Source organism: Bordetella sp. BOR01, from assembly GCF_019218885.1.
Taxonomy (GTDB): domain Bacteria; phylum Pseudomonadota; class Gammaproteobacteria; order Burkholderiales; family Burkholderiaceae_B; genus Bordetella_A.
Window position 1 is genome coordinate 719,133 of the sequence record NZ_JAHUWT010000001.1, and the last position, 14,578, is coordinate 733,710.

Consider the following 14,578-nt stretch of genomic DNA (forward strand, 5'->3'; position numbering starts at 1 on the left):
TTCTTTTTCCGCACGAGTCTTCCCCGTGAGCCGCAGCAACTTCGATCGTACCGGTTTGGCCCTGATGTTCGCCACCATCCTGGTGTGGGCCGGCAGTTGGATCTCGATGAAGCTGATCGTGCCGTATATCGGGCCCTTCCAGTTCGTGGCGGTGCGCTACCTGGCGGGCAGCCTGGTGCTGTTCGTGCTGCTGGTGGCGCTGCACCGGCCGCTGGCCATGACCCCCTGGAAGCTGACCGTGCTGACGGCGTTGACCCAGACGGCCGGTTTCCAGGTATTGGTGCAGATCGCACTGGTGACGGGCGGGGTGGGCAAGGTGTCGCTGCTGGCCTATACCATGCCGTTCTGGGTGGTGGTGTTTGCCTGGGCCTTGCTGGGCGAAAAGCCCACGGCGCGCCATGGTACGGGCTTCGCGTTGGCCGCGGCCGGCCTGGTGTGCTTTCTGGAGCCCTGGGGCGGCATGGGCGACGCGATCGCGGTGCTGCTGGCCCTGGTGGGCGGCCTGTGCTGGGGCCTGGGAACCGTGCTGTCCAAGCGCATGTTCGACCGCCATGCCCCCGACCTGATGACGTTCACCGCCTGGCAGATGTTGCTGGGCGGCGCGCTGACGGTGCCGGCCGCGCTGTGGGTGCCGCAGGTGCCGGTGCAGTGGGTTTGGCAATTGTGGGCCGGCATGCTCTACATTGTGCTGATTGCCACCGCGGCGGGTTGGTTGCTGTGGCTGTCGGTCGTGCGGCGGGTGCCGGCGTCGATTGCCGGCTTGTCCAGCCTGGGCGTGCCCGTCGTGGCCACGCTGCTGGCCTGGCTGGTGCTGGACGAACAGCCGACCTTGATCGAGATGGCCGGCATGGCGCTGATACTGGGCGGCCTGTGGGTCGTGAGCCGCGTGTCGCGCCGGCCGGCATAGTTTTCTTGCAATGGCGGGCCACTGCCCGCCGGGATACTGAAGCATCTGGAGCACTTATGATCGATTTGCGCAGCGATACCGTTACGCGGCCCACCGCCGCCATGTTGCAGGCCATTGCCTCGGCGCCGGTGGGCGACGATGTCATGGGCAACGACCCTACCGTGCAGCGCCTGCAGCAGGCGCTGGCCGAGCGTACCGGCAAGGAAGCGGGGCTGTTCTTCCCGTCGGGCACGCAAAGCAACCTGGCTGCCCTGATGGCGCATTGCGGCCGTGGCGACGAATACCTGGTCGGCCAGCTGGCCCATACCTACAAATACGAAGGCGGCGGTGCCGCGGTGCTGGGCAGCATCCAGCCCCAGCCCATCGAGCACGCTGCCGACGGCACGCTGCCGCTGGAAAAGCTGGCCGCCGCGGTCAAGCCCAAGGGCGATCCGCATTACGCGCGCACCCGCTTGCTGGCGCTGGAAAACACCTTCCAGGGCAAGGTGATTCCGGCCGGCTATATCGAGCAGGCGGCCGCGTTCGCGCGCAAGCATGAACTGGGCCTGCATCTGGACGGTGCCCGGGTGTTCAACGCGGCGGTGGCCTCGGGGCAGCCGGTGCGCGACGTTTGCGCCCCTTTCGACAGCGTGTCGATCTGCTTTTCCAAGGGCCTGGGGGCGCCGGTGGGTTCGGTATTGGTGGGTAGCCTGGCCCTGATCGATGCGGCGCGCCGTTGGCGCAAAGTGCTGGGCGGGGGGATGCGGCAATCCGGGATACTGGCCGCCGCCTGCCTGCATGCGCTGGAACATCACGTCGAGCGCCTGGCACAAGACCATGAAAATGCGCGGCTGCTGGCCGAAGGGCTGGCCGGCATCAAGGGTGTGCGCGTGCTGGCGCAGAACACCAACATGGTGTTCGTCGAGTTCGCGCCCCAGGATTGCGAACCCTTGTCGCGTGCGTTGCAAGAGCAGGGCATCCAGATGCGCGCCGTGTATGGCGGCCCGACCCGCCTGGTTACGCACCTGGATGTGTCGGCCGACGACATATCGACAACCGTGCGCGCCATCCAGGCCTATTTCGCCTGAAGAAGGCAGGCTGCCCGCCAAGGCCCCGATGGGGCCTTTTTTTGCTGATTTGCTGATGCCGATTCGTGGCCGGCCATGGGAAATCCCTGAAAAGAATAAAGAATAATGCATGCATTATTCATATTATGATAGTGGCAAGTGTTGCGCTGCTGGATCTATCCCCATCATGGACCACCCCGAAGTCTCCGAAAAAATCGTGCGCGTCAGCTTGCACGACACGCTGATCGCCAACCTGCGGGCACTGCTTATCAGGGGCGAGCTCAAGCCTGGCGAGAAAGTGCCCGAACAGGCCCTGTGCCGGCGCTTCGGCATTTCGCGCACCCCCATGCGCGAGGCGCTGAAGGTGCTGGCTTCGGAAGGCGTGCTGCAACTGTTGCCCAACCGGGGCGCCATCGTGGCGGTGTTGCGCGAAGAGGAAGTCGAGCAGCATTTTCCGGTGATGGCGGCGCTGGAGGCCGTGGCCGGCGAAACCGCCTGCCGGCGCGCCACCGATTCCGACATGGCGCGCATGCGCGCCATGCACGATGCCATGCTGGAGCATTACCACGCCGGCGACGAGGTGTCTTACCTGAAATACGGGCGCGCCATCCATTACGCGCTTTTCGAGATCGCCGACAACGCGGTCCTGACGGGTTTCTACGAACAGATCCTGATGCGCGTGCATAACGTGCGCTACGTGCGGCGCAAGTCGCAAGACAACTGGGACCGCGCCGTGCGCGAACACCAGGCCATCATCGAGGCCTTCGAGGCGCGCGATGCCGAGCGGGTGGGCAAACTGCTCAAGGCACACGTCGAAGGCACTGTCGTGAATATCGCCAAGGAATCCATCCAGCGCGACCAGCCGCCTGCCGCGCCCTGATGCGCTCGGGCGGCTGCGCGCGGCAACGTCACTTCCCCGACACCAGAAGCGAGACTTTCATCATGAACCAAGCCAATTCGACTGCATCGCACGCCCCTGACCGCAAACAGCCGCTGGCCGGCGTGCGGGTCATCGACCTGACGCAGGTGATGGCCGGGCCCTACTGCACGATGCTGCTGGCCGACATGGGTGCGGACGTGGTCAAGGTCGAGCCGCCCACGACAGGCGACCAGACGCGCGGCGCAATGGGATTCAAGATGAAGGGCGATGACAGCCTGGGCTTCATGAACCTGAACCGCAACAAGCGCAGCATCACGCTGAACCTGAAAAGCGATGCCGGCCGCGCCGTGCTGCTGCGCCTGGTGGAGCAGGCCGACATCCTGGTCGAGAACTATCGGCCTGGCGTGATGCAGCGCCTGGGGCTGGGATACGAAACCCTGCGAGAGCTGAATCCCGGCCTGGTGTATGCCAGCATTTCGGGCTTCGGCCAGACCGGGCCCTGGTCGCAGCGGCCCGGCTACGACCTGATGGCCCAGGCCATGTCGGGCGTGATGAGCGTTACCGGCCATGCCGGTGGCCCGCCGGTGAAGGCCGGCGTGCCGGTGGCCGATATCGGCTGCGCGCTGTTTGCCACCTACGCGGTGCTGTCGGCCTACATCGGCAAGGCACGCGGCGGCGAAGGGCAGTTCATCGACGCCTCGCTGTTCGACTCGGCCATGGCCTTCTCGGTGTGGGATATTTCGGAATACTGGGGTACGGGCAAAGTCCCCACGCCGCTGGGCACCGCCAACCGCATGAGCGCGCCTTACCAGGCGGTCGAGGCTTCCGATGGCTACTTCGTCATGGGGGCCACCAACAACAAGCTGTGGAAACTGTTGTGCGACACCATCGGCCGGCCCGAGCTGCTGGCCGATGAGCGCTTCAAGGATATCGCTTCGCGCCTGGCCAACCGGGAGATCCTGATCGAGACGCTGGAGCAGACTTTCCGCACCCGCACGCGCGCCGACTGGACCGAGACGCTGCTGGCGGCCGGTATCCCGGCCGGCCCCATGCAAAGCTATCCCGAGGCCTTCGAGAGCGAGCATGCCCGGCATCGCGGCATGCGGCTGGATATCGCCCATCCGGTCGAAGGCTCGATTCCGAATATCGGCTTCGCGGTGAAGCTGTCGGGCACGCCGCAGCAAGTGCGCATGCCGCCGCCGCTACTGGGCGAGCACACGCAGGCCATTCTGGCAGAACTTGGCATCGCGGGCGCCGAGCTCGACCAACTGCAGGCTGACGGAGCATTCGCATCATGAGCACCGGAAAAGTCCACCTGACCGTCCAGGACGGCATCGCGGCCGTCGTGTTCGACCGGCCCGAGGCGCGCAACGCCATGACCTGGTCCATGTACGACGAACTGGCCGCCATCTGCCAGGCCTTGGGGCAACGCGATGATATACGCGCCGCCACGCTGCGCGGCGCCGGCGGCCAGGCATTCGTGGCCGGCACCGACATCGAGCAGTTCCTGGAGTTCGAGTCGGGCGACGATGGCATCCGCTACGAGGCGGTCATCGACGAACGTGTCCAGTTGCTTGAATCGCTGCCATTCCCGACGGTGGCCGTGATCGACGGCTATGCCATCGGCGGCGGATTGGCCATGGCCGCCGCCTGCGACTTCCGCGTGGCGACGCCGGCCGCGGTGTTCGGCGTGCCTATCGCCCGCACGCTGGGCAATTGCCTGTCCAGCGCCAACACGGCGCGCGTGGTGGCCGGCTTCGGCGCCGCCCGCGCCAAGCGCATGCTGCTGCTGGCCGAGACCATCGCGGCCGCCGAGGCGCGCGATTGCGGGTTCGTGCACGAAATCGTCGAACCCGAGGCGCTCGATGCCAAGGTGGCCGCGCTGTGCCAGCGGCTGGCCGGCAACGCGCCGCTGACCATCAAGGCGGCCAAGGAAACCATCCGCCGCCTGGTCGTCGAAGGCCTGTCACGCAACGACGACCTGGTGCGCGAATGCTACGGCAGCCGCGATTTCCGCATCGGCATCGAAGCTTTCCTGGCCAAGCAGCGGCCGCGCTGGACTGGCCGCTGATCCAGCGTACGCCCGGCTTTCAGGCCGCTGCCGCAAAATACGGCACGCGTGCATTCGGCAAGGGACGGTAGTGCGGTCCGCCCAGCAACTGGGCGGGATCCAGGCCACCCTGCAACAGGCGCGACACTGCCTGGCCGGCTGACTGTATGGCCGGCGCATGGCCCGGGCAGGCATGCCGGCCGGCACCGAACGTCCAGGGTATGGCGCCGGGCTGCTCGATGCCGGCCGCGGCCAGCACCAGCAATACCGTGGCCCCGGCCGGTAGCACATGGCCGTCCAGCGGGATGGGGGCGCACAGGTAGCGCCGGGTGTTGTGCACCGGGGGGTCGTACTGCGCCGTATGTGCCGCCATGCGCAGGCACTCGCGGGTGTCCTGGCGGGCAGCCGCGGCCGTTACCGGGTCGCGGGCCAGCGCCACCAGCGTATTGCCGATCAGCCCCGCACCCGCTTCGCACGACTGGAACAACAGGCCGGCCAGATTGGCGGCAATGACGTCAGGTTCGATACCCGCCTGCGCCGCGCGGCCGCGCAGCACGGCCAGCGGCGTGCCGCCGGCTTGCGTTTCCAATAGTGCGGCCAGGGTGGCTTGCAGGCGTGCCGCCGCGGCATGGCCCGCCGCCACGTTATCCGCAGTCGCCGCCGGACGCAGTGCGGCACGAAACTGCCGCACGTCGCGGGCACACGCCGGCGCGACCTGCTGCGCCAGGCCCAGATGGCGGGCCATGGCGTACACGGGGGCGTCGAACAGAAAGTCGTCCAGCGCGGGCAAGTCGCGCGGCATCGCGGGCCAACAGGGCGTGGCGGTGGGGGACAATGCAAGCAGGCAGTCTGCCAGCAACGGCTTCAAGCCCGCATGGCCGGGCCCGTCGCTCATGCGTACGAAGCGGCTGAACAGCAGGCCGGCGGCACCATCGTGCAAGGCCTGCGGCACCGGTTCTTGCGCCGGGCGCACGCGGGCGGCGCTATGGTCGAGCACGGCACGGATCAAGGCTGGCGTGCTGGCAATCCACAAGTCCAGCGCAGGGTCGTGGTACAGCGGCCGGTCGCGCGCCAGCATGCGATAGTACGGATACGGGTCGGCGTGGGTAACGGCCTGGATGGGATCGGTAGGTGGCATGGCGCCAGTATCGGGCGTATGCCGGTGGCAATGCTTCGATGCGGGTCGAAGAATGGCGCGTCAGGCCAGCAGCGCCGCGTAGCCGGCGCGGGCGTCGGGCCACTGCAAGGCCAGGCCGCTGGCGCGCAGCCTCGCATTGCTGAGTTTCTTGCTGCCCACGGCCGCCGGAGCCGGCCCTTCGGCGGGTTCGGGGGCGCCGGCCAGGCGGGCCAGATGGGCGTACAGTTCGTGCAGCGGCAACGGCGTGTCATCGCAGCCGACGTAGACCGCCTGGGCCTGCGGCAGTGCCAGCAGGTGGGCCGCGGCGGCCGCGGCATCGTCGATATGGATACGGTTGGCCCAATGCGGCGGATGGCGCGGCGCCCGTGCCGTACCGGCCCGCAGGCGCTCGATCAATTGCAGCCGGCCCGGGCCGTACAGGCCAGCCAGGCGCAGGCTGACGGAAGGCACCGCTTGCGCGGCCAGCCAGTTTTCGGTGTCCAGCAGGATGCGGCCGTTGAACCCGGCGGGATCGGGCGGGGTGGTTTCATCGACCCAGCCGCCGTGGTTGTCGCCGTACACGGCCGAAGACGACACGAACAGCACGCGCCGCAGCGCGCGGGTGTCCAGGGCCGCCAACAGGGTGGGCAGGCCATCGCGGAACACCGCCCGATAGACGGCAGGATCCCGCGCGCCGGGAGCCGGCAAATACGCCAGGTGGGTGATTCCGGCTGGCAGGCCGGCCAGGGTATCGGGCTGGGTCAGGTCGGCGCGCAGCCAATGGATGCCGTCGTCGCTGCCCGCTGGCGGCTGGCGCCGCAGTGCCCAGACGTTGGCGCCGCGCGCCCGCAAGCGGTGCGCCAGGCGCAAGCCCAGGTCGCCGCAGCCCGCCAGCAGGACGCGTTCGGCCATGCCGGCCTACATGCCGCTATAGACCGGGCCTTCGCCGCCCTGCGGGGCCACCCACACGATATTCTGGGTAGGGTCCTTGATGTCGCAGGTCTTGCAGTGCACGCAGTTCTGCGCATTGATCTGCAGGCGGTCGTCGCCGTGGCTATCTTTCACGAACTCGTACACGCCGGCCGGACAGTAGCGGGCCTCGGGGCCGCCATATTTGGCCAGGTTCACCGCCACCGGCACCGTGGGGTCTTTCAGGGTCAGGTGGACCGGTTCGTTTTCGTCGTGGTTGGTGTTCGAGATGAATACCGAACTGAGCTTGTCGAAGGTCAGCTTGCCGTCGGGTTTCGGGTAATCGATGCGCGCGCATTCCGAGGCCGGCTGCAGGCAGGCATGATCGGGCTTGGTGCGATGCAGGGTCCAGGGGATGTTGCCCTTGAGCACCAGTTGCTCGATGCCGGTCATCAGGGTGGCGACCGTGCTGCCCTTCTTGAACCACTGCTTGAAGTTGCGTGCCTTGTTCAGTTCGGTGCGCAGCCACGACGATTCGAACGCGGCCGGGTAGGCCGAGAGCTCGTCCTGGCGGCGGTCGGCGGCCACTGCCTCGAAGGCGGCATCGGCGGCCAGCATGCCGGTCTTGATGGCGGCATGGCTGCCCTTGATGCGCGAGGCATTCAGGAAACCGGCTTCACAGCCCACCAGCGCGCCGCCCGGGAAGGTGAGCTTGGGCAGCGCCAGCAGGCCGCCGGCCGTGATGGAGCGCGCGCCGTAGGCAATGCGCTTGCCGCCTTCGAATGTGCCGCGGATGGCGGGGTGGGTTTTGTAGCGCTGGAATTCTTCGAACGGCGACAGCCAGGGGTTGGCGTAGTCCAGGCCAACCACCATGCCCACCGCCACCAGATTGTTGTCCAGGTGGTACAGGAACGAGCCGCCGTAGGTGTCGGCATCGAGCGGCCAGCCGGCGGTATGCACTACCAGGCCTGGCCGGGCCTGGGCCGGGTCGACTTCCCACATTTCTTTCAGGCCGATGCCGTACGCCTGGGGATCGCGGCCGTCGTCGAGCTTGTAGCGCTCGATGAGCTGGCGGCCCAGTTGCCCACGCGAGCCTTCGGCGAAGATCGTGTAGCGCGCCAGCAGTTCCATGCCGGGCTGGTAGTGGTCGGTGTGCGAGCCGTCGCGCGCCACGCCCATGTCGCCGGTGGCCACGCCGCGCACCGCACCGTTTTCGTCGTACAGCACCTCAGCCGCGGCAAAGCCGGGGAATATCTCGACGCCGGCGGCCTCGGCCTGGTCGCCCATCCATTTCACCACGTCGCCCAGGCGCACGACGTAGTTGCCGTGGTTCTGGAAACAGGCCGGCAGCATCCAGTTGGGGGTGCTGCGCGCGCCGGTGCGGGTCAGGAACAGGAACTGGTCCTGGGTGACCGGCACGTTCAGTGGCGCGCCCTTGTCTTTCCAGTCGGGGATCAGCTCGGTCAGGGCCAGCGGATCCATCACGGCGCCGGACAGGATATGGGCGCCGAGCTCGGCGCCTTTCTCGAGTACGCACACGCTCAGTTCGCGGTTCTGCTCGGTAGCCAGCTGCTTCAGGCGCAACGCGGCGGCCAAGCCTGCCGGCCCGCCGCCGACAACCACCACGTCATATTCCATTGACTCGCGTTCGGACATTACTCCAATCCCCTCTATGTGCCGTCTGGTGATGCAAGGAAGTATTATCGGCGATTGTATTGCAGCCGGCCGGCTCGTGCCCCGGCTGCTTGATTACTGTCAGGAGCACCCATTGACCCGGGACCCGCAAAACGCCCGTATTCTTGAAGTAGGCGATTGGCATCAGGCCGAAGTGCCCATGCGCTGGGGCGATGCCGATGCGCTCAATCACATGAACAACACCGTGTATTTCCGCATGATGGAAGAGGCGCGCATCCATATGCTGCACGGGCAGGACTGGTCGCCCCCGGCCGGCCAGGGCTTTATCCTGGCGCATGCGTCGTGCGACTTCCTGCGGCCTTTCACGTACCCGGTCAGCGTGCGGGTCACGCACCGGATCACGCGCATCGGCCGTTCCAGCCTGGACGCCGACGTGGTGCTGGACAAGGCGGGCGACGACGCCGGCCCGTATGCGCGTGGGCGTACCGTACTGGTATGGATGGATTATGCGACCAACCGTTCGCAGCCGTGGTCGCCCGGCGTGCTGGAGCAACTGGGCAGGCAGTGCATGCCCGCCGCGCAAGCCGCTAAAATCGGTTCAAACCAATAAATAACGAGCGGGCGCGCCACCCCTTCTTGCAGCCGCGCCTCTGTAAACCCGAACTTCACTAGGAGCTGGACAGATGGACAAAGTGTATGCAAGCGCCGCCGAAGCGCTGGCAGGCGTCGTCGAAGACGGCCAGATGATCGCAGTGGGCGGCTTCGGCCTGTGCGGCATCCCCGAGGCACTGATCGCGGCCTTGCGCGACTCGGGCGTCAAGGGGCTGACCTGCGTCAGCAACAATGCCGGGGTGGACGGTTTCGGATTGGGCCAACTGCTCAATACCCGCCAGGTTCGCAAAATGATCGCCTCGTATGTGGGCGAAAACAAAGAGTTCGAGCGCCAGTACCTGGCCGGCGAACTCGAGCTGGAATTCACGCCGCAAGGCACGCTGGCCGAAAAGCTGCGCGCCGGCGGTGCGGGCATCCCGGCGTTCTTCACGCGCACCGGCGTGGGCACTATCGTGGCCGACGGCAAGGAACTGCGCGAATTCGATGGCCAGCAATATGTCATGGAGCGTTCGCTGGTGCCCGATGTGTCGCTGGTGAAGGCGTACATCGCCGACCGCAGCGGCAACCTGGTGTTCCGCAAGACGGCGCGCAATTTCAATCCCAATGTGGCCATGGCCGGCAAGATCACCGTGGTAGAGGTCGAGAAAATCGTCGATACAGGTTCGCTCGACCCCGACCAGATCCATCTGCCTGGCATCTATGTGCAGCGCATCGTGCTGAACGCGCAGCCGGAAAAGCGCATCGAACAACGCACCACCCGTCCGGCCTAAGGAGAACACGACATGGCATGGTCCCGCGATGAAATGGCCGCGCGCGCCGCGCGCGAGCTGCAAGACGGCTTTTACGTGAACCTGGGCATCGGCTTGCCCACCCTGGTGGCCAACCACGTGCCCAAGGGTGTCGAGGTATGGCTGCAATCCGAGAACGGCCTGCTGGGCATCGGCCCGTTCCCCACCGACGACCAGGTCGACGCCGACCTGATCAACGCCGGCAAGCAGACGGTTACCACGCTGCCCGGCTCGTCCATCTTCTCTTCGGCGGACTCGTTCGCGATGATCCGCGGCGGCAAGATCAACCTGGCCATCCTGGGCGCCATGCAGGTGTCCGAAACGGGCGACCTGGCCAACTGGATGATTCCGGGCAAGATGGTCAAGGGCATGGGGGGCGCCATGGACCTGGTGGCCGGCGTGGGCAAGGTGGTGGTACTGATGGAACACGTGGCCAAAAAGAAAGACGGTACCGAAGACATCAAGCTGCTGCCCGAATGCACGCTGCCCCTGACGGGCGTGGGCGTGGTCGACCTGATCATCACCGACCTGGGCGTACTGGAAGTCGGCGAAGCCGGCCTGAAGCTGCGCGAACTGGCGCCCGGCGTCACGGTCGACGAGATCCAGGCCAAGACCCAGGCCAAGCTGGATGTCTCTGGCGTGTAGCCGGAGCCTGGCAAGCGCATGACAGGAAACCCTGCTTCGGCAGGGTTTTTTCATGCCTGGCCGCTCGAGGGTAATCCCCGAGTATGAAAATCAATTTTCTTATTTAAAATTACGATGTAAACAAATTTACATTCGCATCCGCCAGCCAGCCCCCCCCCTCGCAGCAACCCGTTCATGACCCAGGCCACCCCGTCTTTCGCAGCCCGGATCGCCCGCGCGCAGCCCGGTTTCAGCCGGGCCCAGCACCGCATGGCCGAATATGTGCTGGCCCACCAGTTCCGCGTGGCCACCATGACCATCGATGAGTTCGCCGCCGCAGTGGGCGTGTCGGTCGCTTCCGCCAACCGCTTTGCCCGCGCGCTCGATTTGCCCGGCTATCCGCAATTCCGCGCCGAACTGGCGCGCGGTTTCGAGGCTGCGCTCGAACCGGTGGAAAAACTGCGCGTCGAGCTGGCGCATTCGGCCACGGCGGTGCAAATCATGGCGGCCATCCTGGAAGAAGACATCCGCAATGCCCAGCGCACCTTGCAGGGCCTGGATGCCCAGTCCTGTGAACGCGCAGTCGATATCGTGCTGGGCGCCGAGCGCGTCTTCATCATCGGTTTCGGCGCCAGCGGCTTTCTGGCCGGCCTGCTGCAGCGCAGCCTGTGCATGCACCTGCATGCCTGCGACACGTTGGCCGGCCCGGGCGGAGTCTCGCATGCCGCGCGCCAATTGGCCCGCATGACCGAGCGCGATCTGGTCATCGCCATCGGTTTCCCCCGCTACCTGGCCGATACCGTCACCCTAGGCCGCGCCGCGCAGCAGGCCGGGGTGCCGGTGCTGGTGCTGACCGACAAGCCCACCTCGCCGCTGGCGCCGCTGGCCACGGTGGCGCTGTATGCCCATACCTCGCGCCAGCTATCGTCCAATTCCGAGGCCGCCGCGCTGGGCTTGGTGGAAGGGCTGTCGGCTGCGGTGGCGCATCGGGCCAAGAATTCAATCCAGGCCGCGGCCGGCGTGACCCAGTCCGTCATGCCGTGGCTTTTCCATGGTGTAGGAGCAGGAAAAAGATGATTCAGCCGGTCATTGCGATTCACGGGGGGGCGGGCGCCATGTCGCGTGCCGCCATGTCGCCCGAGAAAGAGCAGGAATACCTGGCGGCCCTGAACGAGATCCTGGCGGCCGGGCAGGCCGTGCTGGCCGCCGGCGGCAGCGCGCTGGACGCGGTCACCGTGGCGGTGCGCCGCCTGGAAGACTGCCCGCTGTTCAACGCCGGGCACGGTGCCGTCTTCACCAGCGCGGGCACGCACGAGCTCGATGCGTCCATCATGGATGGCATCACGCTGCGCTGCGGCGCCATCGCCAACGTGACTTGCGTGCGCAATCCGGTGCTGGCCGCGCGTGCCGTCATGGAACACAGCAAGCACGTGTTCTTCGTGGGGCAGGGCGCCGAGGATTTCGCCCGAGAGCAAGGCCTGGAACTGGTCGATCCATCTTACTTTTCGACCGAGGCGCGGCGCGAGCAGTTGCTGCGCGTGCAGCGCGAAAACCCCGAGGCCGCGGTGCTGGACCACGATGGCCAGGCCATGGTGGCGCGTGGCCAGCCTGCGCCGGCCGATCCGCTGGATGCCGACAAGAAATTCGGCACAGTGGGCGCTGTGGCCGTTGACGCCCAGGGCAATGTGGCCGCCGCCACTTCCACGGGCGGCATCACCAACAAGCAGGTTGGCCGCGTGGGCGATGCCCCGATCATTGGCGCCGGCTGCTATGCCAGCAACCGCAGTTGCGCTGTCTCTACCACGGGTACCGGCGAAATGTTCATTCGCGCCGTTGCCGCCTATGACGTGGCGGCCCGGATGGAATACGGCGGAGCCTCGCTGCAGGCGGCCGCCGACCGCGTGGTGTTCGACACCTTGCCCGCCATCCAGGGCAAGGGCGGCATGATCGCCGTCGACACCCAAGGCAATGTGGTCCTGCCGTTCAACACGGAAGGCATGTATCGAGGCTATGCCCGCGTGGGCGAGCCACCGGTGGCGGCCATTTATCGATGACCGTCGCGCAATTGCGCTGCCGATGCGGCAGCCTGCAGGGGATGAAGAAATATGGTTGACCGCGCAAGCAGCCTGGCGCTGCCCGATAACCGCGTGGTGCAGGTCGATGACCTGAGCGTGCGGTTCGCGACTTCGGAACGCACGGTCGATGCGGTGCGCAATCTGTCGTTCCACGTCGATCGGGGCGAGACCCTGGCCATCGTGGGCGAGTCCGGTTCGGGTAAGTCGGTCACGTCGCTGGCCTTGATGCGGCTGGTGGAGCACGGCGGCGGCAAGATCGCCTCGGGCAGCATGCTGTTGCGCCGGCGCAGCGGTGCGGTGGTCGACCTGGCGCGTGCGCCCGGGGCCGCGATGCGCACCATACGCGGCGCCGACATCGCCATGATTTTCCAGGAGCCCATGACCTCGCTGAACCCGGTGTTCACGGCTGGCGACCAGATCGCCGAATCGATCCGGGTGCACCAGGGCAAAGACAGCGCGAGCGCGCGCGCCGAGGCGCTGCGCATGCTCGAGCGCGTGCGCATTCCCGAGGCCCGCCAGGTGCTGGACCGCTACCCGCACCAGTTGTCGGGCGGCATGCGCCAGCGCGTCATGATCGCCATGGCGCTGTCGTGCAAGCCGCAATTGCTGATCGCCGACGAGCCCACCACCGCGCTGGACGTCACCATCCAGGCGCAGATCCTGCAGCTGATCCGCCAGTTGCAGGAAGAAATGGACATGGGCGTGATCTTCATCACGCACGACATGGGCGTGGTGGCCGAAGTGGCCGACCGGGTGCTGGTCATGTACCGCGGCGACAAGGTCGAAGAGGGCGGGGCGGACGAAGTATTCGGCCGGCCCCGCCATACGTACACACGCGCGTTGCTGTCGGCAGTGCCGCGCCTGGGCGCCATGGCCGGCACCGACTTGCCGGCCAAGTTTCCGCTGCTGCGGGTCGATACCCAGCAGGCGGTTGCGCCGGTCGAGCGCCACGATACGCTGCGCGACGATGCCCAGCCCATTTTGCGCGTCAAAGACCTGATCACCCGTTTCGATGTGCCCAGCGGCCTGTTCGGGCGCGTCAAGCGGCGCGTGCACGCCGTCGAGCAAGTCAGTTTCGACCTGTACCCCGGCGAAACCCTGGCGCTGGTGGGCGAATCGGGCTGCGGCAAGTCGACCACCGGCCGTTCGCTGCTGCGCCTGGTCGAAAGCCAGAGCGGCGCCATCGAATTCGGCGGGCAGAACATCCGCGACATGCCTACCAGCACGCTGCAAAGCCTGCGCCGCAATATCCAGTTCATTTTCCAGGACCCGTTCGCCTCGCTCGATCCACGCGTCACGGTGGGTTTCTCGATCATGGAACCGCTGCTGGTGCACGGCATCGCCAAGGGCGAGGCGGCGCGCCAGCGCGTGGCCTGGCTGCTGGAGAAGGTCGGCCTGCCGGCCGAGCATGCCAGCCGCTATCCGCACGAGTTCTCTGGCGGCCAGCGCCAGCGCATTGCCATCGCGCGCGCGCTGGCGCTCAATCCCAAGGTCGTGGTGGCCGACGAGTCGGTCTCGGCGCTGGATGTGTCGATCCAGGCGCAGATCGTCAACCTGATGCTCGACTTGCAGCGCGAGCTGGGCGTGGCGTTCCTGTTCATTTCGCACGACATGGCGGTGGTCGAGCGCGTCAGCCACCGCGTGGCGGTGATGTACCTGGGACAGATCGTCGAAATCGGCCCGCGCCGCGCCATTTTCGAAAACCCGCAGCATCCCTACACGCGCAAGCTGATGGACGCTGTGCCGATCGCCGATCCGGCGCGCCGGCACATCAGGCGCGAACTGCTGTCCGATGAAATCCCCAGCCCGATCCGGGCCGTCGGCGACGAACCGGTGGTCCAACCGTTGGTGCAAGTCGCGCCACGGCATTTTGTCGCCCGGCACCGAATTGCCGGCGCGTACTGATCAGCAAGCCGTCTGTACCCCCCAAGGAGC

The 14,578-nt window shown here is 66.6% G+C and carries 14 protein-coding genes; 11 read left to right on the forward strand and 3 right to left on the reverse strand.

Going from position 1 to position 14,578, the window contains the following annotated elements:
- Positions 1-25 precede the first annotated feature (25 nt).
- The 5 genes from KW845_RS03455 to KW845_RS03475 all read left to right on the forward strand — a co-directional run bounded on the left by KW845_RS03455 (position 26) and on the right by KW845_RS03475 (position 4,904).
- Positions 26-907 carry a DMT family transporter gene (locus KW845_RS03455; protein ID WP_218367767.1) on the forward strand — a complete coding sequence of 294 codons (882 nt, stop codon included), beginning with the start codon at positions 26-28 and terminating at the stop codon, positions 905-907.
- A gap of 56 nt (positions 908-963) precedes the next feature.
- Positions 964-1,974: a low-specificity L-threonine aldolase gene (gene ltaE / locus KW845_RS03460; RefSeq protein WP_218367768.1), complete on the forward strand. Its 1,011-nt coding sequence runs from the start codon at positions 964-966 to the stop codon at positions 1,972-1,974.
- 166 nt (positions 1,975-2,140) lie between these two features.
- A complete protein-coding gene (locus tag KW845_RS03465) occupies positions 2,141-2,833 on the forward strand; it encodes a GntR family transcriptional regulator (protein ID WP_218367769.1) in 693 nt (230 codons plus the stop codon).
- A 62-nt stretch (positions 2,834-2,895) separates the two neighbouring features.
- Positions 2,896-4,131, forward strand: a complete 1,236-nt coding sequence (locus KW845_RS03470; protein WP_218367770.1) for a CaiB/BaiF CoA-transferase family protein — start codon at positions 2,896-2,898, stop codon at positions 4,129-4,131.
- Entirely contained in the window at positions 4,128-4,904 is a 777-nt protein-coding gene (locus tag KW845_RS03475; RefSeq protein WP_218367771.1) for an enoyl-CoA hydratase/isomerase family protein, read from the forward strand. Before KW845_RS03470 ends, KW845_RS03475 begins: the two co-directional genes overlap by 4 nt.
- Before the next feature lie 19 nt (positions 4,905-4,923).
- Here KW845_RS03475 and KW845_RS03480 read toward each other — a convergent pair whose 3' ends face one another.
- From KW845_RS03480 to KW845_RS03490, 3 genes are read right to left on the reverse strand one after another with little or no spacing between them, the layout of a single operon-like run.
- Positions 4,924-6,021, reverse strand: a complete 1,098-nt coding sequence (locus KW845_RS03480; protein WP_218367772.1) for a cytochrome P450 — start codon at positions 6,019-6,021, stop codon at positions 4,924-4,926.
- Positions 6,022-6,081: 60 nt separating this feature from the next.
- Positions 6,082-6,912, reverse strand: a complete 831-nt coding sequence (locus KW845_RS03485; protein ID WP_218367773.1) for an NAD-dependent epimerase/dehydratase family protein — start codon at positions 6,910-6,912, stop codon at positions 6,082-6,084.
- 6 nt (positions 6,913-6,918) lie between these two features.
- Positions 6,919-8,565, reverse strand: coding sequence for an electron transfer flavoprotein-ubiquinone oxidoreductase (locus tag KW845_RS03490; protein ID WP_218367774.1), 1,647 nt, complete (start codon positions 8,563-8,565; stop codon positions 6,919-6,921).
- A gap of 112 nt (positions 8,566-8,677) precedes the next feature.
- Between KW845_RS03490 and KW845_RS03495 the strand changes: the two genes are divergently transcribed.
- The 6 genes from KW845_RS03495 (at position 8,678) to KW845_RS03520 (ending at position 14,548) form a co-directional block, all read left to right on the forward strand.
- Positions 8,678-9,154, forward strand: a complete 477-nt coding sequence (locus KW845_RS03495; RefSeq protein ID WP_370628168.1) for an acyl-CoA thioesterase — start codon at positions 8,678-8,680, stop codon at positions 9,152-9,154.
- Positions 9,155-9,227: 73 nt separating this feature from the next.
- Entirely contained in the window at positions 9,228-9,926 is a 699-nt protein-coding gene (locus tag KW845_RS03500; protein ID WP_218367776.1) for a CoA transferase subunit A, read from the forward strand.
- 12 nt (positions 9,927-9,938) lie between these two features.
- Positions 9,939-10,589, forward strand: coding sequence for a CoA transferase subunit B (locus KW845_RS03505; RefSeq protein WP_218367777.1), 651 nt, complete (start codon positions 9,939-9,941; stop codon positions 10,587-10,589).
- Positions 10,590-10,763: 174 nt separating this feature from the next.
- Positions 10,764-11,645, forward strand: coding sequence for a MurR/RpiR family transcriptional regulator (locus KW845_RS03510; protein WP_218367778.1), 882 nt, complete (start codon positions 10,764-10,766; stop codon positions 11,643-11,645).
- Complete coding sequence (locus KW845_RS03515; RefSeq protein ID WP_218367779.1) at positions 11,642-12,622, forward strand: isoaspartyl peptidase/L-asparaginase family protein; 981 nt, start codon at positions 11,642-11,644, stop codon at positions 12,620-12,622. The genes KW845_RS03510 and KW845_RS03515 overlap by 4 nt, the downstream gene beginning before the upstream one ends.
- Positions 12,623-12,673: 51 nt before the next feature.
- The gene (locus KW845_RS03520) at positions 12,674-14,548 is read left to right on the forward strand and encodes a dipeptide ABC transporter ATP-binding protein (protein ID WP_218367780.1); all 1,875 of its coding nucleotides are present in this window, start codon (positions 12,674-12,676) and stop codon (positions 14,546-14,548) included.
- The last annotated feature ends 30 nt before the right edge of the window (positions 14,549-14,578 follow it).